This window comes from Rhizobium sp. WW_1 (assembly GCF_003610155.1).
GTDB classification, from domain to species: domain Bacteria; phylum Pseudomonadota; class Alphaproteobacteria; order Rhizobiales; family Rhizobiaceae; genus Rhizobium; species Rhizobium tropici_A.
Genome location: NZ_RAIN01000037.1, coordinates 1 through 22,451, shown reverse-complemented (window position 1 = coordinate 22,451; position 22,451 = coordinate 1). Strand labels below are relative to the sequence as shown.

Sequence of the window (22,451 nt, the reverse complement as noted above, 5' to 3'; positions counted from 1 at the left end):
AGACCATCCTGCTCGAACGTGAAAGGATCAAACGAGACACTATCCGACAGCGCCGCTTGAACCACCAGGCCAAAGCGGCTTAAATCAACCCGCAAGCTGAGCCGGAAACTCCATTCTTCCAGAGCCCAAAAAGTCTCAAATCATTCGACGACGGACAGGTGACGCCATCGTCATCGATATCGGTGGTCGCAAGCAAGGTTTCCCGAGCGACATTACGCGTATGGCGGTCGTCGGCCTTCCGCCGGAGGGTTACGGTGAGATTCACACCATTGTCGAAAAAGCGGTTCAGGCTGCACTCAGGACCGCCCGCCCCGGCGTGCTGGCAAGGCAGGTGGATGACGCGGCCCGCAAGGTGATCGCCGATGCCGGCTACGGCCAATATTTTGTCCATCGCACCGGCCATGGCATGGGCATCGACGGACACGAACCGCCCTATATCACCGCAACTTCGGACACGGTGCTGGAGGAAGGCATGGTCTTTTCCATTGAACCGGGCATCTATCTTCCGGGCCGTTTCGGTATCAGGTTGGAAGAAATTGTCATCTTACGTGCCGATAATGCGGAAATCCTCTCCGACCTGCCCCGCACCGCTCACGTCGTTCAAACCTGAAGACGCCAAGGAGCTGCGCCGACGAGTTCGCTGGCATCATCTTTGGCAGGACCAACATTTCAATGTGGTATCGGCGTTGAGCTCGAGCTCCGTTTCGAAGCGACCGACACGTCGTTGTCCGCTGCTGGCGATTTGGTACGCTCTTGATGGAATTCCAACGGGAGCCATGTGATGAGTATTGTTTGGCGAATGCTCTGACAACGGGCCAAACAATGCGTTCGGATTTCCTACGGTATCCGAATAACCAGCAACATCGGGTGAATATTGACCATTGTCCGGATAATGGCGCCTGGAAGCTTGATAGAGGAAGCGCAACTCGATGCATACGAGACCATACCTTGCGATAGCGATCCTGCTGCTGATGGCACCTGTCCCGGCATGGGCGACAACAGTTGCAAAGCCAACCGTGATCGATCAAGGGGCTGTTGGCTCCGTCGGAGGCTCGTCGATTGGGGTCATTTCGGTCAATGGGCCAGCGGATAATGGAACGGCTACTGTTACCCTTGACCTTTATGCACGCGGGGTTCCAGTCGAATACACCATGCGACTGCGCCGCGGAGGCTGGCTTCCCACATCTGATGGTATGCACGAGGTGGAAGCGATTGTTCCGCCAACAGGTGCGGAGCGTGGCCGCGTTGCAATCTCCGCCATTGCCGCTCGTCAATTTCCCGGCAACGGAGCCATCATGGTCTATCTGACGTCCGACGGAACTTTGCGGTTGAACGGGCCTGAAACGCATGGAGCCGTTGATATGAGGATAAAAGGGTGGGGAACCGATCCCCGCGTGCCTGCTGCCGATGTGCAATGGCAACCGTCCCAGTTCGCGCCGGAAGATACGGATCCCAAAACGATCCGCCATGCCCATCTCGATGTCGGAAAACACCTGGTCATCGGGCGTGTTACGCTGGTGGTGAGCGCGATCGAGAAGGAAACGACCCAGCATCCTGCTTGGATAGGTTTCAGAGTTGGTGCGGCTCCATGATTGCCTTGCGCCCGACGGTCAAGGCATTCATCAAGCGACAAAATAGAGCCAGCGGCGATTCCCGCATGGACTTCGCGAGTAACCACACTAAATGGTAGAACCTGGACGAACGGCGATCCCGCTAAGGGGAGATGCCGAAGAAGGTATGAACGCGCCAAACCGGGCTCCCACCATGCGAAGCAATATATATTTCCTGATTTTTTTCCTCTTGGCATTCCCCTTTGCATCCGATGTCGCCGCGGCGAGCTTCGATTGTGCGAAAGCGAAAGGCAGCATCGAAACATTGGTCTGCCAGAACCCCGGGCTCTCGAAGCTCGATGACCAGCTAGCGACGACGTACAAGGCCGCATTGGCGGCCGTCGCGCCATCAAGCAGGCAGGCGCTACTCAAGGAGGAGCGAAACTGGGCCAGCTATGCACGTGACATATGCCAGGACGCAGCCTGCCTGGAGCAGGCATATTCGGCAAGAATAGAGGTCCTTGCCCGCAACGAGAAATACATTGTCGACACGACGTCCTGCGACATTCCCGATGGCAGCTCCTGCCGCAGTGTCGTCTTTTCCCGCGACCCCAACAGCCGTATCGAATCCTTCAATCAGTCACTGTCCGAACAAAAGAGGAGTGGAAAGATCATCGGCTGCAGGAAGCTGATCGATCTGCCGGTGGGAACGGCAAACGGCAATGATAGTTTCGGCGGCTACTGCGTCCTTGAGGACCAGGCCCGCAGAACAGATGTCAGGATATGCAACGACGAGATGGTGGGACATTTCGCCATCGAGCCCGCCGATCTGCGGACGGAATCCGACAAGGCACTCATCGACTTCACCAACGATCAGTGCTTTGGCGGATAGTTGACCCGGCAGCGCAGCCAAGAACATGCAACGGAGATATGTCGAGGATGAGAAGTTACGCATGGTTCTTCCTGCTGGCAGCGCTGGGCACGGGTGCTGCCTCACCGGCGCTCTCGGCGGCAAGCATGACCTGCCCGTCCGAGGATTTCGACACTTTCCTGACGGCCTTCATGAACAATGTGAAGATGCAACAGGTCTTTACGAACCGCCCGCTTGAAAGCATCTCCATCAATGCAAGCGCAGAGCCGGAGCCGGCCACCGTTTCGCAACTGGTCGATGGCGCCGCGCTTCATTTTCCGGTGATGCCGAGCGCAGGTAAGCAAAGAGCGGACGGCTTGTCGCGTCATATCTCCGCGATTTCCAAGAGCGAGAGGAAGGTGACCCTGGTCAAGAGCGATACCGATTACCAGCTGACATTCTTCTTCAGGAAAACGACCTGCTGGCAGCTCTATCGGATGCGCGACGACTCGCTGTAGTCGATGCATGGAGGCACGACGGTGTCTGCCTTGGTGCAATATCGTCCATAACAAGTACACGCATGTTTCAAATTCCGAATTTCCATGTAACGGGCGATAATATCAAGCTAATTGCGGTTCCTGCCGAAGCTGCAACCTACCTCGCAGCAGAGGCGTCGATCGGGCAAGGGACACATCGCTTGCCCGCGTGAAGCGAAAGAGAAATTGTCAGGAGCAGAACTCACCATGCCCGGCCATAAATCGACAACAAGACTCCAGCTCGCAGTCGCTGGGTTGGTGGCGATCCTCGGATTGGGCACGACGACGCCTGCCTGGGCTATCGACTGCGCCAAGGCCAGCGACCCGATCGACAAGAAGATCTGCGGTAATGCGGGCCTGAAAGCGGCCGACGCGGCCATGGGGCAAGCCTATGGCGCCCTCGTCAAGACCGCACCCGACCCTGAGATCCGCACCATGCTGATCAACAGCCAGCGCCGGTGGATCGCGGCCCGCAACGACTGGCTCGGCAATGGCTCTGGCGATGCCGCGGTTCCCGCCGGCGAGATACGCCGCGCCATGATCGCCCGCAGCGCGCGGCTCGGTGACCGCTCAGAAAAAGGACTGATCGCGCAGGCCCAGGCGCAACGCCATCTGCTCGAAAAATACACTGGCGGCGCATTCGCCGGCTTCAACACGAGTTGCGAGTTCATTCCCGACGACCGGGAGCAGAAGCACTACTCCTATGAATGCAGCGGTGTCATGCATGTCCAGAACAAGGATCGAGTCTGTAGTTCCAGCGCGGAATGGGCCAGTTGGTCCATCTACATGTACTACGGGGTCAGCACCGTCGAAGGCGACAAAGTCACACCTGTTGCCCTTTGCAGCGATCAAAGCGGTAACGTTTGCAGCAATGGCCAAGAGAACGGCTGGACGCGCGAGGCGGCTACGGACCAGCACTTTCCCTTGCCGCAGACCAGTCTTCCCAAGCTGGACGCCGAAAATACCACGCCACTCGAAACAACCGATGCCAGTTGGTTCGATCAATGCCTGACCAGCCCAATCTACCCGCCAGCGCAATAAGGGCCACCTCCGGATCTCAAGGTGAAACCAATGGGTATTTTTTCTTCACATAGGCATATTGCAGTGACAGTAACCGCCGGCTGGCCGGTTGCCGGCAGCGTGTTTGCCGCAAGCCTCGGCCTTGGCGCCCTTGCCGGCATCGCTTTGATGTCGATGCAGGAGCCCGTCCACGCTGCCGGATTCGATTGCAAATATGCAAAAAGCCACGTCGAGAAGCTGATCTGTGCCGATTCCGTCCTGTCGAAGCTGGACGACGACATGAAGGTGCTGTTCGATCAGATCGAGAGCGAGACATTCGGTCATGACGGTGTGACCGGCGCGGTGATCGACCCGGCGGGCAAGGAACAGAAGCATTGGCGGGAAACAGTGCGGGATGCCTGCCCGAATGCTGGATGCCTTAGGGCCGCCTATACTGCCCGACTGAGTGAAATGCGGAAGAAATGGGCTGACGCGCTGCCGTCGGAGGAGAACCAATAATACCGGTTCGTCAGATGGGAGCGGGCAGAACGCATCGATGAACTGCCGACCTCTATCGAAGAAGCCGGCTTTCGAGTTCGGCAGCACGTCTTGCCGTCACCTGTACTGAGCAATCGTTGGCGACGACCGGCGCCGCTGTTGCGTCGCCGGTCGCAACTGGGCATTGCTTGTCGCGGTCGGCGATCCAGCCCCGCTGTTCGTCGCGCAGTTGAGTCGCATTAGCGCGATCGAGTTTGGTCCGCAGCGCGCGATAGGCTCGGTTGAGACGGTCGTCCTGATATTTATATTCTGGGCTGGCGCAGTCCTGGGGCTTCCGTGCCGCCGCACCCGACTTGTCGAGACAGTCCGAATATTCGTAGCGCAATCCATAGGACCCCCTCTGCTCCAAGTCCCGGTTCGATACCGTTGCCTGATCAACGGGCGGCTTTTCATCCACGCGGCGATAGACCTGGGAGAAGCTGACGTTGATCCCCCCGCAGATGTGATTGTCGCCGACGACGAGATAGCGTCCAAGCTGCGCCATCCTGACCTGGCAGACGCCAGGGGTCTCCTTGTCTTGATAGGGAAGAAGCTTTTCCGCTTCCTTTCCGATAGCGAACTGATACCCGAACCTCGCCTGCGGCTGCTTGTCATCGATGAGAGCAGCGAACTGACCTCCCTCCTCCCCATTGCCGAATTGCAGACTGGCCCTGGCATCGACGCGGATTTTGTCGCCCTGATGTTTGGCGCTGATCGTAATCTCGTCATCGCCCCAACGACCTGTCCAATCGGGCGCCGGCGATATGCGCGTCAATCGTGACAACGGCAACCAGCCCGCGGTTTCGTCGTTGCCCGGTTTCTTGTAGGGATTGAGATATTCTGCACAGGCGCGGTCACCATCGATCCGGCTTACCACCACCTGATCGCCTGACAGCAAAAAGGCGCCCTTGTTGCAGATCAACGATTTTTCAGGACACTGGAACTCGACCTGCTCACCCTGCTGAACCTGATAGAGTTTCATCGCAAGTGGATCGTCGGTCACACCGTCGAAACCGAAGCAATCCCTTTCCTGTGCGGCAGCGGCAAGTGTCGGAACCGCAAGTACCAGAACAGATAATGAGAAGCGCCCCAATATGCCGCGATAGAACTTCATGCCGATATCCTTTTGGCGAAACAACCCTGGCGGGCAGACGCAATCTGTAATGGAACTATCCGACGAGCAGCAAACCTTCCCGATCGACGTTGCGACCGATCTACTGACGTGGCACACAACGAAAATACTCGCATTAAGGGATGCATATGAGATGAATGCAACTCTGCCATGATAGGAGAGCAACTTGTTATAATAGCTTGATGCTTCCATCAAACGGCTAGCCGGTGGATGAAACGTATTTCGCGAAATATGGACAGATCTGCACCTATCGCAGACGCAGGGAGATGGTGCACCGAATACGTTCTGATAAAGCCTCTGCTACCCTCGTGGGTTGACGTCGACGATGCCATGGCTGATGGGCCTGATATCGCGCGGGTTCGCTGTAGGTGGCGGAGAAGTCGGCCGGAGCCCGGCATGTCAGTCGGTCGCGATCCATTGCCGGTTTGCGCGCGAACTCCAGGCTCGCGACCATCTGTTGGGAAGATATCGTCGCGGGACAGGTCAACCTTGGGTGAGGCCACGGGATGTCAAAAGAGTAGATTGAAACGATCATGGGGCGCTGGATTCGAATGTGGGCGATAGGAGAGAGCGCAGCAGCTGGGAAACGCCGCTCCACGATTGCGTTTTGGGCCGCCATCTGTCTGACAATCCCTACCATGGTCGCTCCATTGGGACGGGCCGCTTACGCCGCCTCGGGTGATACGTCATCAAACCGAACCAACGTTCTTTTCTGCGAGGATGTCCGCGATACGCTCGCCAAGAGCGCGGACATGCACGAGGTAAAGGCCATCGCGTTCGGGAACAAAGCACGCTTTCGCGCGGCGGACTCCTCGGAAGGCTGTACTTCGCTTGCCGCCTTGCTGAAGTTCGCCGGCAGCCGGGTGCTGATCACGGCAACGACGGATCAGGGCGAAAGTGCCCATGGTCAGAGCGCCCATCTATCGGCCTATTTCTTTCGCGATTCTGGCGCGACGCCACGGCTTGTTACCGTGAAACGCAATTTCGCCGACGGCAACGGCTCCTGGGGCAATGCTGGAGACATCACGGCTGCCCGTTTCGGGTCCGATGACGGCATGATGGTCAGCGGCGGGATGTCTCAACAGGGCTATTCCAGCCATTCAATGGACTTCTATGCGTTTCGCAACGGCGGCATCATGTCCCTCGGCACGGTTCCTGTCGGCTGGGAGAATGGTGGCGCCGAAACCGACGACAGCAAGGTCGTGACCATCACGGGCAGGGTCGAAACGGGCCTGCCCCAGCCCGACCGCGTTCGCGTCACCTACACAAGAAGCGCCGCTAGCGGCGACGACCAATCCAGCGTCGCGATCTGGCATTCGCAAGCGGGCAAATTCGTACTTGAGGCGGGCAGCCTTCCGCAGGAACTCGTCGCGGGCTTCGACCTGGCCGCCGATGTCGTCGCCCGAAACGGCACGCCTGTCGCGCCAACAGACGCTGCGCCGATCCCGGCTGCAGGCGGCAAGCCATCCGGTATCTGGTCGATCAACGATACCGGAATGGCGACACCTTCGCCCGACGTCGCCGAAGCCGTCAAAGGCGATCCCAACTATCCGCCAATCTGCAAGCTGGTGGGCAAGGAAGTTTTGCCATCGCTCTCCGTCCACGCGAAGACCTGGTTCGTGACGACTTCGAATCGCTGCGACGCGGGCGGAGGCGTCGGGCCGGTCTGGATCGTATCCGTCCCATCCGCAGGCAAGGCCTCGGTCGTCTTCAGCGGCTTCCGTCACGCCATAAGAGTCGAGAGCACACTGCATGGAGAGTTTCACGATGTCTTCGTGAATGGCGACGCCGATAATCCCGATTCCGGCGAGATGTATTCATTCGACGGTACGATCTATCGCAAGAGCGGTTCCTGAGACGTCTCGCCTACCCCGAACTAGTCCCCATTCGGAAAGAACGAGCAATGCGCCTTATTCCATTTGCCTGCGGAGCCCTGGTGCTCCTGTCCGCTCCCGCCCTTGCCGATGACAGCACGGCTGCCCTGGGAACCGGTGGCCTGGTCCTTCAGAAAACGGACAAGATCGCGCTCGTCTCGGAAGATCTATATCTGTCCACCTCCGGCATCCGGATTTCCTATCGCTTCCGCAATCTGACAGCTGCGGATTATACGACAACCATCGCTTTCCCGATGCCAGAATTTACCGGCGGCGGCTCCAATTCCACCACTGTCGTTCCCGATGCGACGAGCGACAATTTCGTAAAATTCAAGACCATCGTCGATGGCGGGCCCGTTTCCTCCCAGCTCGAGCAGCGAGCCTTCCTAACGGCCGAAGGCGAGCCAGATACGGAAATTACCGACAAGCTCAAGGCCCTGGGCATCCCTCTCGTGCCGACCGTGGAGGCCACCGAGGCAGCGGTCGGCCGCCTTACCGATGCCCAGCGCAAAATGCTGGCCGACACCAATATCTTCGATCCGGGAGTTAGCGAATACAACGGACAGCCCGCCACTCTCTATCCGCTGTGGACGCTGCGTTCGAAATACTGGCGCAGCCAGACCTTTCCAAAGGGGAAGGATGTGATCGTGCAGCAGAGCTATGTCCCGGTCGTCGGCAGCCAATCGACCCTGTCGCTCGGCTCTCCCGATATGGACGACGACCAGCTCAAATCTTATCGCGACAGGTTCTGCACCGACGAGACTTTTATGAAGGCAGCGAGCTCACTTTACAAAAAAGTCGGCAATGACAATCTGAAGTCCTTCCAGGTCTTCGAGCAGTATCTGTCCTACGTCATTACCTCAGGCGGCAACTGGGCAGGACCGATCGGCGATTTCAAGCTAGTTGTAGACAAGGGCGATCCGAAGACGCTGGTATCCTTCTGCGGCAATGGCGTGAAAAAGATCAGTCCGACACAGTTCGAAGTAAACATCAAGAACTACGCCCCCGATCGCGATATCGATGTGCTGCTGCTGCAAACTGTGCCGGTGCACTAGTTTCCAGCTCGATACAAGCAACGCTTGCGACCGAACGCGCCCCATTTTTGACTACCCATCTAGAGAACCGGAGCTTACGCACAATGAACTTTGCACCGAGGCGTTATTCTTCCAGGAACGTCATCTTCGCCCTGGCTCTTCTTCTCGCCGCCCCGCTCCCGGCAATGGTTCAGCCGGCCTTCGCGCAGAACTCGGCGCAATTCGATCTCGATAATTCCGATTCCATCGAAGGCGTGCTCAATATCTGGGAGAAGCGGCTCAGCCAGGAAGGACTGATCGTCCTCGGCTATTACAACGGCTTTGCCGACGGCGCCTTCGGCCAGAGCAGCCGCAATGCCATCGCAAGCTACCAGCGCGATCACAATCGCCCTGCCAGCGGCAAGCTTTCCGCCCGGGATGCCCTGGAATTGGGCGGCGCGGCACTCGATCTGCGCAAGCAGCTGCAATGGCGCCCGATAGACAAATCCCAAGCCGGCGTGACCATGTCCTATCCTGCCGCGCTCCTTACGCAGCGCCAGGACAACAAGCTCGGCGGAGAAACCCTTCAAACCGCCGATGGTGTGCTTGCCCTGAAGACCGCGCGCTTTCCCAATTCCGGCGCGGGCCAGATCGATGCACTGTTCAAGAACCTCTCCGACGATCAGGGCAGCAAAGTCACCTATCAGCTCAAACGGCAGAATTGGTTCATCGTATCGGGTACTTCGGGCGACAGAAAATTCTATTCGCGCTTCGAACAAAGGGGCAACGAAATACGCGGCTATGACTTGAGCTGGAATGCAAACGAACCCAGCAAGGTCATCGACAATATCTCCGTCCTCATTTCCAACAGTTTCTATCCCTTCGGCGACAATCCGGCCGATGGCGATCCGAGCTATCCAACGCTGATGCAACTCGCCGACATGGCCGGCGCCGGCGACAAGGGCACGCAATCGACCGCAGCCGACACGGGAGGCGGATCGTCAAACGCGCCGGCACAATCGTCGCAACAGACCGCGGCGGCGCCTGATGTACAGACCGCACAATCGGGCGATAGCCAGGACGGTGTGACGGAACAAAAGTCCAACGCTCTGCCGCCACCTTCGGACGGCTCTCTCGTCACGTCGGACGGCAAGGGTTTGCGCTTCGTCTACCATTACTTCCCGCCGCAGGATCCCAATCTGCGCTATGCCTATCAATGGGCAGTCGATACGCATCTGTTCTCGAACATTCCGGAAATCGACGGTCTTGACGGGCTTTTCGTGACACCGCGCCAGCTGCACTATGTCACGCGGCAGTGCGGCACCATAAACGCGTTCTACAACAAAGAGAACGGTGCCGTTTTCCTCTGTTAAGAGATGATCGACAGCCTCCTGCAAATGGGACAGGCCCTCTCGAAAGGCTCCTCCGATCCCAAGGCCCTGACGATAGAGTTCGTGCGCGATAATCTGCGCTTCATTCTGCTGCACGAATCCGGGCACGCGCTGATCGATCTACTCGATCTCCCAGCGGTGGGGCGCGAGGAGGACTCGGTGGATCAGCTTGCTGCCGTCTTGCTTCTGACCCACGCCGACGACAGCGAAACCAAGAACGATATTACACGTGTTCTGCAACTGGCCTCGGTGTGGTTCAAGGTCAACAGCCAGTCTTCCGGTAGCCCGGATGTCGCGTCCTTCGCCGACGAACATTCGCTCGATGCCCAGCGCTATTTCAATCTGCTGTGCATGGTCTACGGGCTCGATCCGAAAGACAACGGCGCGATCGTCGACAACGGGATGCTGCCCAAGGAACGCGCTGCCCGCTGCCCGGACGAAGCCTCCAAGATCAGTCGCTCCTGGGCTCGGCTGTTGCTGCCGCACTTCTCGCCGCGGTTCCAGCCGAAATCGGACGACGGCAATGCAAATGCCAGCCAGCAGAACGCCACGACATCGCAGCCTGCGGCCGGCGCAAACCCTCTCGAATGGGACGGCAAGTCCAATCCTTTCAGCAAATGAGAGAGAGGAGCGTCCTCAAACAGGCGAGACGATGCACATTGCAAAATATAGCAAGACATAACTTCGAGGCCCGCTCCCGGCAGCAGATCGCTCAGGGGCGAGCCTTAGTCCGCCTTATGCCATTTTGATGGTTCGCAGGCGATATCATATGCCGAAACTGTCGGCTTACCGTCACCGACGCTGGTGACACCGAGCTCCATATCGCCGTTGCGATAATAGTAACTGCAAAAGGCAAGGCCAGTCCCGACACAACCGGTCGCTTCGACGATCCCATCCTTGCGAAGATCCTCGCCCTCGTGATCCGGATAGGAGGACGGCGGACTGCGGAACGGCTTCCACCCACGGGCGATAACCGCCTTCCGCGCCTCAATGACAGGCCTGCCATAGATGTTGGGCACGATACCCCGCCCGTCGCAGACCGGCTCCTCGTTCGCCAGCGGCAAAACCTCGATGGCGTGCTCACTGGTGAGCCTGACATCGCCGACAGGCATTGGAACAAGATCGCCGTCCAGTATCCGCAACCCATTGCTCGCCATGCTGATCCTGCCGATCGACGCCTTGCCGCTCTTGTCGGCATAGATGACGGCGACGAGCTGTCCACCGCTAAAGATGGCGACATTGCCGCCACTGATCTCGCACGTACCACTGGCCGCGTTCTCGAAGCCGCCTGCGAAGCTGACGGCTTGATAAGTTCCGAGTTGCGCCTCCGCGGTCACGCCCCATCCGAGAGCTGCGGCCACCTTGCCACCCTCGCTCTTCGGATTGAAGGGCGGACCGCACATCTCTGCAGGCGAGACGGTCTCTGGCGCCTTCGGCAGTTTCGACAGGAGTGTGATCTTCAATCCCGGAACGTGCGATCGCACCGTGAGCTTGGCGTTCGAACTCTGCTGCGCCGTGACAGGGCCGCCGCCCACAGCCAGCATCAGGGCCAGCAGAGCGCCGCTGGCAGACGATCGGAAAATACGAAGAGCAACGGGCATGGATTCGATAGGGCGCCATTCGATGAGGCAAAGCATCATTCTCTAGTCAACGGTCAGACACCGTTCAAGACATGTCAGCGATCGCGAGGTCCAGATGGCTCCACATGAGGTACAGATCCGTCCAGAATTGGAGTCCGACGCTGGTGTTGGAATGGAGGCGATCCATTTCGGCGGCAATCTCCACATGCCGTGCGAGCCATCGGATACGGAGCGTTGTAGAGCCCGCTGCACGATGGCGCCGGATGGTCACGGATATATTTGATCTTCCGAATCGGTACTGATCAGCACGACCTTCTCTCCGTGATAGGGAATGTGCACTTCCGCCTCCCATCGACCGTCAAGCGGCAAAACGGTACGCGCCATCGGCACCGCCCGAGTGTCGACCGCGCTGCGCACGACCGAGATCTTCAGCGTCTCCCCGACCTTTTCATAATCGACGCCGGCGGAATAAAAGGTGGATTCGGGAAGAACGTGATAGCGTATGCTGATTTCGTTGCCTTGCAGGGGCTGTGCCACAACAGGCTGCACGGCGGATTTGCTATAATAAGCTTTCAGCTCGGCTGCGCCACACGGACTGTTCGTAGCAAAGATGATGACTGCAACTGCAGCAGGTTTCTTCAGATCGAGAATTTTCATGAGCGTCTACCGATGGAGAGGCAGGAAACATGTCGACGACCCATTACGTCGTCAGCGATTGCACGATTGACGAGGCTCTTCAATTTGCTCCGCTCTGTCGGAGGAGTTACTGTATCTTTCACACCAAGCTTTCATAGTCCAAGGCAGAGCTACCGAACATTCTGGACTTCGTCAAATGAGGCAGCAAGCTTGACCCCATTCGTTTCGCTCGAGCCACTTATTCCAGGCAGCGGCTGGAAAATTGCGGCGCCGTATCACGTCCCCATCGAAGCCGGCATTTGCATCGAGCAAGCGCGGCTACGGGGATCGAGTTGGCTGGTGATAAGACATAGCGAATACCGATACTATACCGATCTTTGGGGCGACATCCACCTCGGCTCTGGCTTCCGTTCCGAGATCGAGGCAATCGAACACGCCGATATCTTTCGCCAGCAGTCGCTGGAGGAATTGCAGCGAAATCGGGCCGATTGGGAGATGGAATCGTCGCCGCCAGTTTGGCCGGCGGCGGAAGAAATCAACGGCCGCGCCATATTCCGTTTTCAGCGTTTTCTGTTGGGCCATCGCTATCCCAATTGGCCGGCATATGGCGACACCTGCCAATTGGACGTCGCCGTCTTCCCGATCGACCCCGAAGATCCGATCGACGTCACCCTCATCAAGGCAATAGGGTGCGACCAGGAACTGCGGAGCCACTTCGACAAGGTGGGACGCGAAGCGTAGGACAACGTCGCGGGCATGAGATCCGCCGCAAGTGCAATTGTCGCCATCTTCCCGATATTCGCCTTAGTCATTGGGCAAACCGAACGGAAGCGACCAGCCGGAAGGGCCGCCGGTCTGGTCCTGGTGGCGCTCATGAGTTGCGGCATTCTTCATTAGGAAGCCTGGAACGGACATGCTTTCCAGCGTCTCGCTCGGCGTATGGCCGAACTCGGCCTTGAACAGACGATAGAAGTATTTCTCGTTAGCGAAGCCATGGCTCCATGCCACCTCGGCGATGTGCTGTCGCGGCCGACTGGGATCGGCCAGTATCTGATAGGCACGCCGCAATCTTCTGCGCTGTATCTGCCGCATGACGCCACCATGACCCTCGAGCAACTGGTAGAGCTTCGCGCGTGACACTCCGACCTCACGGCAAATGCGATCCGGGGCGAGATCGGCCTCCAGCAAATGCGCATCGATGTAGCGCAGGATGCGGCCGAGCAATAGATCGCGAACCGGACCGCCTGCTTCACGCCCGGCATCCGGCGTCGCCAAGACTGCGGCCGTGAGCAATTGCAGCGTCGATTGAACGATATAGGGAATCTCGCGCTCCTGCAGACTTTCCAGATTCCGATAGAGCGACAGCATATGATCGCCCAGGAGACGTCCCACGCCGCTTGATAGTGTCTTTCCGTGCAGCAGTTCAGTCTGGCTCGGGAGGAGAGCTCTGGGCACCACCAGGGAAATTACATCGTCGGCCTCCACCATGCATTCGTTAACCTGGGCCGCATCAAGGACGAACAGATCACCCGCCGCCTTGACCGATTGAGGGCTTGTCCATCGACAGAGAAAGCGGCCGCGCATAACCAGGGTGAACCGAAAGAAATCGTGGCCATCGGTCCGGATCAGCCGTTCGGTTCTACGGACCTCATACGCGGCAGCCCGGTCCTGATTGAGCCACCTTCTCCCGGACAGGATAAGCGGGCCGAGCGCCGCGCCGGTGGCAGCCGCATTAAACGCGAAGGGATCATCATCCTGCAGCCGACAATCACAGTGATTGTCCTTCACCCAGGCATGAAACCGATCCTTTTCGGGAAAATCGAGCGTGGAAAAAGTGAAAATGAGAGTCGAAGATGTTTGCGCCATAGGATTATGTAGTTCGAGGCCCCCCGGCCTAGAATGATTACTTAGGGCAACCTTAGAATGTGGCAATAGGCCATTTTTTAGCGCCTCGCGTGCTCAGGCAAGGTTGTTCGTAGCCGTCTGCAACGAGAGAATAGAAGGAAAAGCCAGTGGGCAGCGTGAAACGATATGCATACACTTCTCTAGTCTCGATCATTGCCATCACATTCCCTGCAATGGGACACGCTTCGGGATCGGCGGGAACCTACGAGCGAAAGGATGGCGAAAGCGGCGGTGGAACGATCACGGTCGAGGATAGTTCCGGCAGCGTGAGGCTAGTGGTACAAATCGGCGGCATACCGAATGGGGCCGCGACCCCGGCTGATTGCGGCTTCATCGCCGAAGGAAAGATCGCCGCGGGCATTTTCCTGGGCACCGTCACGCGCCAGAATGTTTTGGCTGATCTTTCCCCGCAGGGAGATGCTGCCAGCCCCGGTTTGCCCGCGCTTGGGGCTGTATTGAAGCGAGGTTCGATCCGACTTACGGACGCGATTGCGGCACCATATTGTGGCGGAGACGGCTATACGCTTGACGGCGATTTCGTCCGAAAGCACTAGTGCGGCGGGTTGCCAGGAAACGCTGCAATGGAGAGATTCCTGCATACTTCCAAAATCAACGCTGTGCCGTGTCGCCCAACGGCGATTTCCGCCCCATCTCGGATCAGCCCTTGGAAAAGAGTTTGTCGCAATAGCCGCCGGTCGTGTCGTAATGCGTGATAATGTCGCGTCCGTTGGTATAGATCGTCAGGTAGCAGGACTCGCCCTGCTGCTGGTAATAACCTGTCGGATTATAAGTCGGCTCATATGTCGGCGTAATGACCATCCCATTTGGGCCCGGCGCGACCTGGTTGCTCCACTGCCCGGAATAGTCGATGCCGGTCTGGACGAAGCGTGTATGCTGGGTGCTGCCGAACTGGCTCCACTGGTGAGGAATGATCGGCGCTTGCGGCGTTCCGATATTCGTATGCGTGTTGGCGCCGTTACGGTCTTCCGGTCCCAGCTCCGCGACCGCGGCCGCGATATTCTGGCCCACGAGGCCGTCAAGCCGTCGCTGCAACCCGCTGTCGCTCTGCGCACTCACGCAGCCGGACAGGACTGTCAAACCCGCAACGACAAAGTGCAGGAAAAAGGGGCGCCAGCAACGAGCCATACGGCATAACCTTCTCATGTTCGGGTGGTGCTCTGGCGGAACGGGCTTATCAAGGTCGGTAGCATCCTTCGAACTCCATTCCCGCAGCTGTATTCTTCGCTTCAACCCTATGATTACTGGTGAAAACCAACCACGAACCGGATTTAATAAGCCCGCCCCGGACAAGGGGGGAGCCCATTCCGGTGCAGGATCGTCCATAACAAGTGCACGCACGTTCCGATTTTGGAAATCGTCTGTCATCGGCCATGTCGTCGAATTATCTGTGGCCACCGAATCTGTCGCCTGCGCAGCGCGCAGGCGAAACATCATCCATTGGCAAGTGGGGGAATTATGCGTCTGATGATATCAACACTTGTCCTTGTGGGCATGGCGGGCGCCACCCATGCCAAAGACGTCTATCTTTGGGATGTCCTGAAAGATCCGACCCACGCCAAATCGTGGAATACGATGATGCAATCGGCAAGGGAACGCCCCGCTGGGTGCACGACATGGAAAATGGCTTCGTCAGCAATCCCATGAAGGCCGTGACGATTGGTACGGTTGAATATTCAATCACCACCATATCCGAGCAGCACGCGACCAATGATGGCCACGCCGCGATCCTCTTCAGCACGGACGGGACGAAAGTATGGGGAGAGATCCAGGAGACAGCAAAGCCCGTACTCTATCTGGGGAAACCGTCGACGGCGCAGAAGGTCGCAATGGACAAGGCTCTGGCGGAGTAAGCATAGGGTCTTTCGGGCAAACTCCCCTGCATTTCATGCATCACTCAACGGACCGCGCGTCTTGCAAAATGCAATGAGGAGTGCGGCGGCGCAATTAACCAATAAGTACACCATCGGCCTGGACATGGATCACTTGTGCTATTCAGTCTGGCCAATCGCTCGTTGTTCGATACGCCACGCCTGTCTATCGCCGATTTGTTCGAAGCGCTGGAATGCCTCGGGCGTGCCTGAGGCAGTCAGTGTTTCCTGCGTAGCCGCAACGACGACTGAGTGGCTCATCGCCAGGCCGCGCAACCCGCTTTCGACGCGTTTGGCGCCGTTAACGACCTCGCCAACGACCGTGTAGTCGATACGGCCGTCATAACCGAGATCGCCGACAACGACATCGCCTGTATGCAGGCCCATGCGCACGCGGCAGGTATCGCTGTACAAACGCGCCTCCTCCTCCAGATGAGCGGCCAGCGTGCCGGCAATCCGGAAAGCGCATACAAGCGCATCGCGTGCGTGATGAGGATTGTCCGCGGGTGCGCCCCAGAAAGCCATCAGGCCGTCGCCGGTATATTTGTCGATCGTTCCGCCCCCCTCCTCGACCAATGGGCCGATCCTGGTGAAGAAGCGATTGAGATAGCTGGCAATATCGTCGGCGTCGCGCCCGGTGGAGAACCGTGTATAGCCTTCGAGATCGAGAAAGAGGATCGTCATGTGCCTCTTTGCCGGCCGGCTGCTCTCATGCCCGAGTAAGAGCAACCGTTGGACAAGGGTTTGCGGTACGTATCGTTGGAAGAACTGAATGCCCTTGGCCATGTCGGAAATCGCCGCAGCTGTCCCTGCGATCTCGCTGAAGCGACTTGCACGCCATTTGTCGAGATCAATATTGGAAAAGTCGTGACGACCGATCGCCTTCGACGTTTCCCCAAAGGCTGCGACTGGTTTCGCGAGCCGCCGGCCCAGATAAGCGGCCGCGGCTATCGCGCCGATCAGAACTATTCCCCCAAGACCGGCAACATAATATCGCATCAGCCGGTCGCGCTGGTTCAGCTCTGAGCGCATGTAGTAGCCGGCCAGCAGATCGGCGCCATTGTCCAGCCGCAGATCGCGATAAACGTAGGTGTAGGATACGCCATCGATGAAGGTCCAATGGCCGCGCACGCCGCGTAACAGGCCGGCTTCCCGGATCGGCCTTTGGTCGCTCCAGATGGCGGCCATCACCGGATCGCCGAGATTGTCGATCGTCAGAGGTTCATTGGCGGGTTTCGTCTGCGACATTGCCGGATGTGCGACGATGACCTGGTGATTAGCAAGAAGGAACGGAACGACGTCGAACTCCTCGCCGATCGCCCGCAGCGAGCTGGAGACATCGCGCAGCGATACGACAGTCGTCAGCATACCCAGGAAGGCATCGCCGCGACGGAGCGGAGCGCGATAGGTCATGACGATCTCGCCATCGACATTGCTCATGAACGGTGTCGACCAGTTGCTCTTCCCGTCGATGGCGGCCTGCGTTAGCAAGTTCCGGCGTGCTGCCAAGCCATCGTCGTTCGTCAGTGTTTCCATACGATCATGAGACCAGCGCTTCAAGGTCCCGTCCGGAGAAACCAGGGCGATGCGGCTGATATGATCATTCGCGGCAAGCAGACCTTGCACGAAGGACACGAACGCGGGACTGCCGTCCGGCTCAATTTGACCTTCCGCCAGTTTTCGCGCCGCCGTGTCCGTCATCTGCGCGACTGCGGTAAGCTGTACCTCGATCGGTGCGGTCACCGATGTCAGCAGCAGTTCGCTGCGATCCCGAAGCAGGCGACGCGAGACGTCTTCCGTCGCAAAATAGCCGACAAGCAGGATCGGCAACCCGGCGGCAATGATCAACACGCCCAGCATTATCGACAGCAGGCTCGAAATCGAAAGGCGGAACCAGCGCCGTTCGGCGGGAGGCGCTCCAGACCCAAAGAAAGGTCGGCTGTCCTGCCGGATGGTCATCCCGGATACCGATCGACGTTTGCGCAAGGAAAACATCAGACGGCTTCCGAGGTTTCGTACGGCATGAATCCGCCCGGGATTGGCGGCAGATGGATGACGGCGCGCAGTCCGTTCGCCATGTTGGTCAGGCTGATGTCGCCGCCGTGGGCCCGCACGATCGTCCGGGCAATGGACAGGCCGAGGCCTATGCCACCCGTGCCGGCATTGCGGGACTCTTCCAGGCGTACGAATGGCAAGAACATGCGATCCATCTCCTTGTCGGGAATACCCGGACCATTGTCTTCGATAGCAATGTCGACACCGGCAGCTGAGCTGGCAATGGATACATCCGCTCGATGTCCGTAACGCAGCGCATTTTCGATGAGATTGCGGATAGCGCGGCGCAGGCGCGCCGGTTTGCAGCGATAGGGGATGACGCCATTTTCGCGGAAACGAACGTCACGACCGAGATCGGCGAGATCCTCGCAGATGCTTTCGACAAGCGCTGCGACATCGACGGGCCGGGTCGGCTCGTCGACCGACTGTTCCTGTGTGAATTCGAGCGTGGCATCGGTGATGGCCTGCATCTCCTCGACCGTATCGAGAAGGCGGGATCGGGTTTCGTCGTCTGCGATAAATTCGGTCCGAAGACGCATCGTCGTGATGGGGGTGCGCAGATCATGGCCGATTGCAGCGAGCATGGTCGTTCGATCCGCCAGAAATCGCGTCAGGCGCTCCTGCATCTGGTTGAAGGCGACGGCCGTTCGCCGGATGTCGTCAGGACCTTCCTCGGGAACATGGCCATTTTGCTCGCCGCGGCCAAGCGACTCCGCTGCATGGGTGAGCCGTCTCATCGGCCGGGCGATGCGGCGGGCGACAATGATCGCAAGCGCCGACAGCATGACGGCCGTGATCGCGAGCGAAACCGTGGTCGGCGAGGTCCAAACGAACTTCTTCGGCGGCTTGGCATAGGCAGCGTTCAGCCATTGTCCGTTGGGCAGTTTCGCCACCAGCCCGGCGCCGTAATTGTCGTCCAAACGAACGATCTGCGCCAGCGTCGATTGTTCCTCGGATTTGAGTTCGATCGGCTCCCAAATAGTGTCCTTGATGCGGTTCGTAGACTGCAACACAGGGCTGTCGGTCATGCCCCAGGTGGAGTTGTCTCTATCGGCAGAACCCCATGGTCCGGTTGAGGCGCTGGCGTTGCCGGAAGCATTCTCGAGAAGCGGCTCGTGCAGCTTGTGCCATGCGTCCTGGCTCCACCGATCAAGCTCACCAGGGCCGTCATTCGTCAGCCAGAAACGGGAATAGTTGGTCGCCATCGCCCGGAACAGGGCGTCCTGATAGGCCTGCGGTGTCGTCTCGATCAGTTGCACCGCTGTCGTCGAGCGGACGATGAACTCGTCGAGCGCAATCTCGCGCAGTTCGGCGGCCCGGTCGTCAGCCGTGACGAGGAAGCCGATACTTTGGGCAAGCAGCATGATGGGCAGCATGAACCAGATGATCTGTGCTGCGAGACTTTTGCCCCAGAATCGCTTCATGTCGCCGCGACCTCAGCTGTGAAACAGTAGCCTCCACCCCAATATGTCTTGATGAGCTCCGGATTCCGGGGATCGACCTCGATCTTCTTCCTCAACCGGCTGATCTGGTTGTCTATGCTGCGGTCGAAGACGTCACTGGCACGCCCGACGGTGAGATCAAGCAATTGATTTCTATCCAGAACTATCTGCGGATGATCAAGAAAAACCGTCAGCAGCCGAAACTCCGCAGTACTTAAGGGTGTCGCCAGCCCTGCCCGATTGAGCAGTTCGCGCCGGCTGAGATCGAGAACCCATGGCCCAAAACTCAGACGCTGGTTCTTTTGATGCTGTTTTTTCGGCGGCATGCTGTTTGCACGCCGCAGCACTGCCTTGATCCGCGCGAGCAGTTCTCGGGCGCTAAAGGGCTTGGTGACATAGTCGTCAGCCCCCATCTCAAGTCCGATGATCCGGTCAGTCTCCGCAGATACCGCAGTCAGCAGAATGATCGGGATGTGCGTGGTTTCACGCAGATGCCGGCACAGCGAAAGACCATCCTCGCCCGGCATCATGATATCGAGGACGACAAGATCAGGCGCGCTCGTCTCCAGTAGCCTGCGCATCTCAAGTGCGCTCTCGGCAGTGGTCACACGATATCCATTCTCACTCAGATAGCGACTGAGCAGGTTGCGGATATCCTTGTGGTCATCAACGATTACAATATGCAGATTGGCTTCCTTCCTCCCGACAAGACATGTTGACATTAGCATTTTGACCAAAGACGGTCGTGGGAAAATTTGTAATAAAGTCTGTCAATCACGACCACTTCTTCGCGACGACACAGTTTGCCAACTGTTCGATTACGCCAAAAGGCGCAATCGATTTTACGAAATGAAAGCGCAGGCGCGGCCCGACACACATTAATGTATCCTCGGCAAACTGCTGGGACATCTTGAGACTAAGTGTTCGCCGATTTTGAAAGGCGAAGAAAGGTTTCGTGTGGCGATCACTGGAATGAGTACTGCTCTGTGGCTTGGCGCCTTCTTGAGTTTTGGCGCTGCCGGTATCAGCACCGCAGCAGCTGTCGATCGGTTCTACGTTCTCGCGTTTGACGACGTCAATCCAGCGTTGGAGGCAAGCTATGCCCGTTGCGTTGACTGGAGGCTCGCAGAGTTGGCGAGCCGACCCGGCTTCGTGTCGGGTCAACGATTTGCATTCAACGACGTGCAGATGTTCGGTGGGGTTAGCGTCAGATTGCCGAAATTCCTCACTTTGATCGAAACGTCCGCCGAAGACAGAGCGACAGTGGCAAAGGAATATGAGGCTCATTGGTCCCCTGCCTGTGCCGGCACCAAGCCCGAAGCGGCCGTAAGATACGTGTATCGCCTGTCTGGAGCACCGCAGCGCCGGGAGGCGCCGGATACCAAGATTCCGGCTGGCAATACACCGCGCCAAGCCTATGCCCAGATCGTGTTCACCGTACCCAACGAGGCGGTCAAAGATCGGTTCGAGAGCTGGTATGCGACCTGCCACATGCCCGAGATATTGCGTCGTACCGGGTTGATATCAGGGCAACGAGGGATCGATGGGATCGGGAAGGGACCGGTTCCTCCGACGGATACAATCGGTGTCTATCGCATCGAACTGCCGAAGGGCATGACGATCGCCGACACTCGTCCTGCGGTTCGCGAGCCAGGTGCCAAGGATTGCCAGATTGGCCTGATGATGAACGGCGATCTTAGTCGTGGTTATAGTTATCGCGCCACCGGACCAATTGTCGGCCCGAAATCCTGATCCGATATCTGGGCCACACGGATCTCTGCGCGGCGAGGCCGCAGCTCGATCATGTTGGTGATGAACGATGTCTCGTTGACGACACATAAACGGGCGTGGAAACACCACTTTGCCAAGCGTTATCCGACTAGTCGCTGCCACGCCGGCTAGTGCGAGACATTGAGCTGGATTTGCTGGTCGAAAGGCCAATAGCTCAGGGGATAGCGATATTCCCGAATATGAAACGAGTGAGGTTCGAGAGTGAGTACGAGCACCGAACGCTTTAGCAGCCTGGCGATCTTCCTGCATTGGTCGATTGCCCTGGGCATCATTCTAAATATCCTTCTCGCATGGATTTGGCCCTTCATGTCCGATGATGGATTTGCGTCGCTGCTGACGGTGCATAAGTCTATTGGGATCACCATTTTCGGCCTGGCCGTAATGCGGCTCATCTGGCGCCTGGCGCATCACCCACCAAGATCTCCTGATGGATATCAGCGCTGGGAGATTGCCGCGTCGCATATCACTCATACCATGCTCTACGCGGTCATGTTCATCATGCCACTCACCGGCTGGATAACTGATTCCGCGTGGGCAGATGCGGCAAACCATCCCATGCACTATTTCTTCGCGTTTGAATGGCCAAGAATATCTTTCATTCGCGCGCTCGCCCCGGAGATCAAAGAAAAAGTATTTCAAGATTCGATGACAATACATAACTACACGTCATATCTTATATATGTGCTTCTTTTCCTCCATATCTGCGGCGCATTGAAACATCAATTATTCGACGGAGAGCGTGCACTTCAACGTATGTGGTTCCGTTGATATTAGCTGAACATGCAACGTGACGGGAATTATGCTCTGAACATTCCGTCAGACGATGACAAGTCAATATGCATTTAGATGATGATCGCACTCTTGGCTCTACCGTATCGATATCATCAAGAGCGTGATGCTTCAGTTGGCCAATAGGGAGTTCCAAGAGATGTCATCAGAGGAAAAGCAGATGGATTTACCAGCGAAGCCACGCAGAATGGGTCGCCTATTCTTCCTGGTTGCTGGTGTTGTGTGCGCAGCGGGCATCACAGGTGGAATGATGGCAGTCGGTTCGAGGCCGACAGCGGCACCGACCCGCAGCGCTCCGGCCAAGGTGCCCGTTCATGTGACGATCGCTCGGATCGACGATGTCAGGCAGGAGATACGTCTCGTCGGAACGGTTCTGCCGCTGAAGGATTGTCCGTCGTCGAATGATTTGAGACTTTTTGGGCTCTGGAAGAATGGAGTTTCCGGCTCAGTTTGCGGGTTGATTTAAGCCGCTTTGGCCTGGT

23 protein-coding genes are annotated in these 22,451 nt (G+C 57.8%); 15 read left to right on the top strand and 8 right to left on the bottom strand.

The annotated features are described in order from the left end of the window. The first annotated feature begins 112 nt into the window (after positions 1 to 112). The 6 genes from BJ928_RS37440 (at position 113) to BJ928_RS37415 (ending at position 4,454) form a co-directional block, all read left to right on the top strand. Positions 113 to 610 carry a M24 family metallopeptidase gene (locus tag BJ928_RS37440; protein WP_082012063.1) on the top strand — a complete coding sequence of 166 codons (498 nt, stop codon included), beginning with the start codon at positions 113 to 115 and terminating at the stop codon, positions 608 to 610. 319 nt (positions 611 to 929) lie between these two features. Beyond that, positions 930 to 1,592, top strand: a complete 663-nt coding sequence (locus BJ928_RS38660) for a hypothetical protein (protein ID WP_147413988.1) — start codon at positions 930 to 932, stop codon at positions 1,590 to 1,592. A gap of 172 nt (positions 1,593 to 1,764) precedes the next feature. Further along, positions 1,765 to 2,442, top strand: a complete 678-nt coding sequence (locus BJ928_RS37430) for a lysozyme inhibitor LprI family protein (RefSeq protein ID WP_082012065.1) — start codon at positions 1,765 to 1,767, stop codon at positions 2,440 to 2,442. Positions 2,443 to 2,489: 47 nt separating this feature from the next. Then, a complete protein-coding gene (locus BJ928_RS37425) occupies positions 2,490 to 2,918 on the top strand; it encodes a hypothetical protein (protein ID WP_047636953.1) in 429 nt (142 codons plus the stop codon). Positions 2,919 to 3,143: 225 nt separating this feature from the next. Further along, positions 3,144 to 3,977 carry a lysozyme inhibitor LprI family protein gene (locus BJ928_RS37420; RefSeq protein ID WP_047636954.1) on the top strand — a complete coding sequence of 278 codons (834 nt, stop codon included), beginning with the start codon at positions 3,144 to 3,146 and terminating at the stop codon, positions 3,975 to 3,977. Positions 3,978 to 4,040: 63 nt separating this feature from the next. Beyond that, positions 4,041 to 4,454: a hypothetical protein gene (locus tag BJ928_RS37415; protein ID WP_120296856.1), complete on the top strand. Its 414-nt coding sequence runs from the start codon at positions 4,041 to 4,043 to the stop codon at positions 4,452 to 4,454. 52 nt (positions 4,455 to 4,506) lie between these two features. On the opposite strand, the gene BJ928_RS39255 is transcribed toward BJ928_RS37415, so the two are convergent. Continuing rightward, positions 4,507 to 5,586, bottom strand: coding sequence for a lysozyme inhibitor LprI family protein (locus BJ928_RS39255; RefSeq protein ID WP_197070159.1), 1,080 nt, complete (start codon positions 5,584 to 5,586; stop codon positions 4,507 to 4,509). Positions 5,587 to 6,356: 770 nt separating this feature from the next. Between BJ928_RS39255 and BJ928_RS37405 the strand changes: the two genes are divergently transcribed. From BJ928_RS37405 to BJ928_RS39675, 4 genes are all read left to right on the top strand, one after another. Continuing rightward, a complete protein-coding gene (locus tag BJ928_RS37405; RefSeq protein WP_147413987.1) occupies positions 6,357 to 7,460 on the top strand; it encodes a hypothetical protein in 1,104 nt (367 codons plus the stop codon). A 47-nt stretch (positions 7,461 to 7,507) separates the two neighbouring features. Then, positions 7,508 to 8,533 carry a DUF4424 domain-containing protein gene (locus tag BJ928_RS37400; protein WP_047636958.1) on the top strand — a complete coding sequence of 342 codons (1,026 nt, stop codon included), beginning with the start codon at positions 7,508 to 7,510 and terminating at the stop codon, positions 8,531 to 8,533. 83 nt (positions 8,534 to 8,616) lie between these two features. Continuing rightward, a complete protein-coding gene (locus BJ928_RS37395) occupies positions 8,617 to 9,864 on the top strand; it encodes a peptidoglycan-binding protein (RefSeq protein ID WP_245432814.1) in 1,248 nt (415 codons plus the stop codon). A 3-nt stretch (positions 9,865 to 9,867) separates the two neighbouring features. After that, the gene (locus BJ928_RS39675; protein WP_348628286.1) at positions 9,868 to 10,503 is read left to right on the top strand and encodes a DUF4344 domain-containing metallopeptidase; all 636 of its coding nucleotides are present in this window, start codon (positions 9,868 to 9,870) and stop codon (positions 10,501 to 10,503) included. A 104-nt stretch (positions 10,504 to 10,607) separates the two neighbouring features. Here BJ928_RS39675 and BJ928_RS37390 read toward each other — a convergent pair whose 3' ends face one another. Continuing rightward, positions 10,608 to 11,483 (bottom strand): hypothetical protein, encoded by an 876-nt coding sequence (locus tag BJ928_RS37390; protein WP_147413986.1) that lies wholly within the window; start codon positions 11,481 to 11,483, stop codon positions 10,608 to 10,610. 246 nt (positions 11,484 to 11,729) lie between these two features. Further along, on the bottom strand, positions 11,730 to 12,119 hold the full coding sequence (locus tag BJ928_RS37385; RefSeq protein WP_047636960.1) for a hypothetical protein: 390 nt from the start codon (positions 12,117 to 12,119) through the stop codon (positions 11,730 to 11,732). 189 nt (positions 12,120 to 12,308) lie between these two features. Between BJ928_RS37385 and BJ928_RS37380 the strand changes: the two genes are divergently transcribed. Further along, positions 12,309 to 12,839: a hypothetical protein gene (locus tag BJ928_RS37380; protein WP_047636961.1), complete on the top strand. Its 531-nt coding sequence runs from the start codon at positions 12,309 to 12,311 to the stop codon at positions 12,837 to 12,839. A 63-nt stretch (positions 12,840 to 12,902) separates the two neighbouring features. Here the strand turns inward: BJ928_RS37380 and BJ928_RS37375 are convergent, their stop codons facing one another. Further along, the gene (locus BJ928_RS37375; protein ID WP_047636962.1) at positions 12,903 to 13,964 is read right to left on the bottom strand and encodes a helix-turn-helix domain-containing protein; all 1,062 of its coding nucleotides are present in this window, start codon (positions 13,962 to 13,964) and stop codon (positions 12,903 to 12,905) included. Between the two features lie 155 nt (positions 13,965 to 14,119). Here BJ928_RS37375 and BJ928_RS37370 point away from each other — a divergent pair, with 155 nt between their 5' ends. Further along, positions 14,120 to 14,557 carry a hypothetical protein gene (locus BJ928_RS37370; protein ID WP_147413985.1) on the top strand — a complete coding sequence of 146 codons (438 nt, stop codon included), beginning with the start codon at positions 14,120 to 14,122 and terminating at the stop codon, positions 14,555 to 14,557. A 103-nt stretch (positions 14,558 to 14,660) separates the two neighbouring features. Here BJ928_RS37370 and BJ928_RS37365 read toward each other — a convergent pair whose 3' ends face one another. Further along, positions 14,661 to 15,149: a hypothetical protein gene (locus BJ928_RS37365; protein WP_047636965.1), complete on the bottom strand. Its 489-nt coding sequence runs from the start codon at positions 15,147 to 15,149 to the stop codon at positions 14,661 to 14,663. Positions 15,150 to 15,586: 437 nt separating this feature from the next. Here BJ928_RS37365 and BJ928_RS39160 point away from each other — a divergent pair, with 437 nt between their 5' ends. Beyond that, entirely contained in the window at positions 15,587 to 15,874 is a 288-nt protein-coding gene (locus BJ928_RS39160) for an Ivy family c-type lysozyme inhibitor (RefSeq protein ID WP_047636967.1), read from the top strand. 138 nt (positions 15,875 to 16,012) lie between these two features. Here the strand turns inward: BJ928_RS39160 and BJ928_RS37355 are convergent, their stop codons facing one another. The 3 genes from BJ928_RS37355 to BJ928_RS37345 are packed head-to-tail and all read right to left on the bottom strand — an operon-like array spanning position 16,013 to position 20,117. After that, the gene (locus tag BJ928_RS37355; protein ID WP_183079518.1) at positions 16,013 to 17,851 is read right to left on the bottom strand and encodes an adenylate/guanylate cyclase domain-containing protein; all 1,839 of its coding nucleotides are present in this window, start codon (positions 17,849 to 17,851) and stop codon (positions 16,013 to 16,015) included. Between the two features lie 35 nt (positions 17,852 to 17,886). After that, positions 17,887 to 19,371, bottom strand: coding sequence for an ATP-binding protein (locus BJ928_RS37350; RefSeq protein WP_052228070.1), 1,485 nt, complete (start codon positions 19,369 to 19,371; stop codon positions 17,887 to 17,889). Continuing rightward, positions 19,368 to 20,117, bottom strand: coding sequence for a response regulator (locus BJ928_RS37345; RefSeq protein ID WP_245432815.1), 750 nt, complete (start codon positions 20,115 to 20,117; stop codon positions 19,368 to 19,370). The genes BJ928_RS37350 and BJ928_RS37345 overlap by 4 nt, the downstream gene beginning before the upstream one ends. Positions 20,118 to 20,361: 244 nt before the next feature. Between BJ928_RS37345 and BJ928_RS37340 the strand changes: the two genes are divergently transcribed. After that, the gene (locus BJ928_RS37340; RefSeq protein WP_047636972.1) at positions 20,362 to 21,141 is read left to right on the top strand and encodes a hypothetical protein; all 780 of its coding nucleotides are present in this window, start codon (positions 20,362 to 20,364) and stop codon (positions 21,139 to 21,141) included. 240 nt (positions 21,142 to 21,381) lie between these two features. Further along, positions 21,382 to 21,948 carry a cytochrome b gene (locus tag BJ928_RS37335; protein ID WP_047636974.1) on the top strand — a complete coding sequence of 189 codons (567 nt, stop codon included), beginning with the start codon at positions 21,382 to 21,384 and terminating at the stop codon, positions 21,946 to 21,948. The last annotated feature ends 503 nt before the right edge of the window (positions 21,949 to 22,451 follow it).

What these genes read in the sequence shown, in the direction of transcription:
- BJ928_RS38660 (WP_147413988.1), top strand. Translation starts at nt 930, where the DNA reads ATGCATACGAGACCATACCTTGCGATAGCGATCCTGCTGCTGATGGCA.
- BJ928_RS37430 (WP_082012065.1), top strand. Translation starts at nt 1,765, where the DNA reads ATGCGAAGCAATATATATTTCCTGATTTTTTTCCTCTTGGCATTCCCC.
- BJ928_RS37425 (WP_047636953.1), top strand. Translation starts at nt 2,490, where the DNA reads ATGAGAAGTTACGCATGGTTCTTCCTGCTGGCAGCGCTGGGCACGGGT.
- BJ928_RS37420 (WP_047636954.1), top strand. Translation starts at nt 3,144, where the DNA reads ATGCCCGGCCATAAATCGACAACAAGACTCCAGCTCGCAGTCGCTGGG.
- BJ928_RS39255 (WP_197070159.1), bottom strand. Translation starts at nt 5,586, where the DNA reads ATGAAGTTCTATCGCGGCATATTGGGGCGCTTCTCATTATCTGTTCTG.
- BJ928_RS37405 (WP_147413987.1), top strand. Translation starts at nt 6,357, where the DNA reads ATGCACGAGGTAAAGGCCATCGCGTTCGGGAACAAAGCACGCTTTCGC.
- BJ928_RS37400 (WP_047636958.1), top strand. Translation starts at nt 7,508, where the DNA reads ATGCGCCTTATTCCATTTGCCTGCGGAGCCCTGGTGCTCCTGTCCGCT.
- BJ928_RS37395 (WP_245432814.1), top strand. Translation starts at nt 8,617, where the DNA reads ATGAACTTTGCACCGAGGCGTTATTCTTCCAGGAACGTCATCTTCGCC.
- BJ928_RS39675 (WP_348628286.1), top strand. Translation starts at nt 9,868, where the DNA reads ATGATCGACAGCCTCCTGCAAATGGGACAGGCCCTCTCGAAAGGCTCC.
- BJ928_RS37390 (WP_147413986.1), bottom strand. Translation starts at nt 11,483, where the DNA reads ATGCCCGTTGCTCTTCGTATTTTCCGATCGTCTGCCAGCGGCGCTCTG.
- BJ928_RS37385 (WP_047636960.1), bottom strand. Translation starts at nt 12,119, where the DNA reads ATGAAAATTCTCGATCTGAAGAAACCTGCTGCAGTTGCAGTCATCATC.
- BJ928_RS37375 (WP_047636962.1), bottom strand. Translation starts at nt 13,964, where the DNA reads ATGGCGCAAACATCTTCGACTCTCATTTTCACTTTTTCCACGCTCGAT.
- BJ928_RS37365 (WP_047636965.1), bottom strand. Translation starts at nt 15,149, where the DNA reads ATGGCTCGTTGCTGGCGCCCCTTTTTCCTGCACTTTGTCGTTGCGGGT.
- BJ928_RS37355 (WP_183079518.1), bottom strand. Translation starts at nt 17,851, where the DNA reads ATGACCATCCGGCAGGACAGCCGACCTTTCTTTGGGTCTGGAGCGCCT.
- BJ928_RS37350 (WP_052228070.1), bottom strand. Translation starts at nt 19,371, where the DNA reads ATGAAGCGATTCTGGGGCAAAAGTCTCGCAGCACAGATCATCTGGTTC.
- BJ928_RS37345 (WP_245432815.1), bottom strand. Translation starts at nt 20,117, where the DNA reads ATGCTAATGTCAACATGTCTTGTCGGGAGGAAGGAAGCCAATCTGCAT.
- BJ928_RS37340 (WP_047636972.1), top strand. Translation starts at nt 20,362, where the DNA reads ATGAGTACTGCTCTGTGGCTTGGCGCCTTCTTGAGTTTTGGCGCTGCC.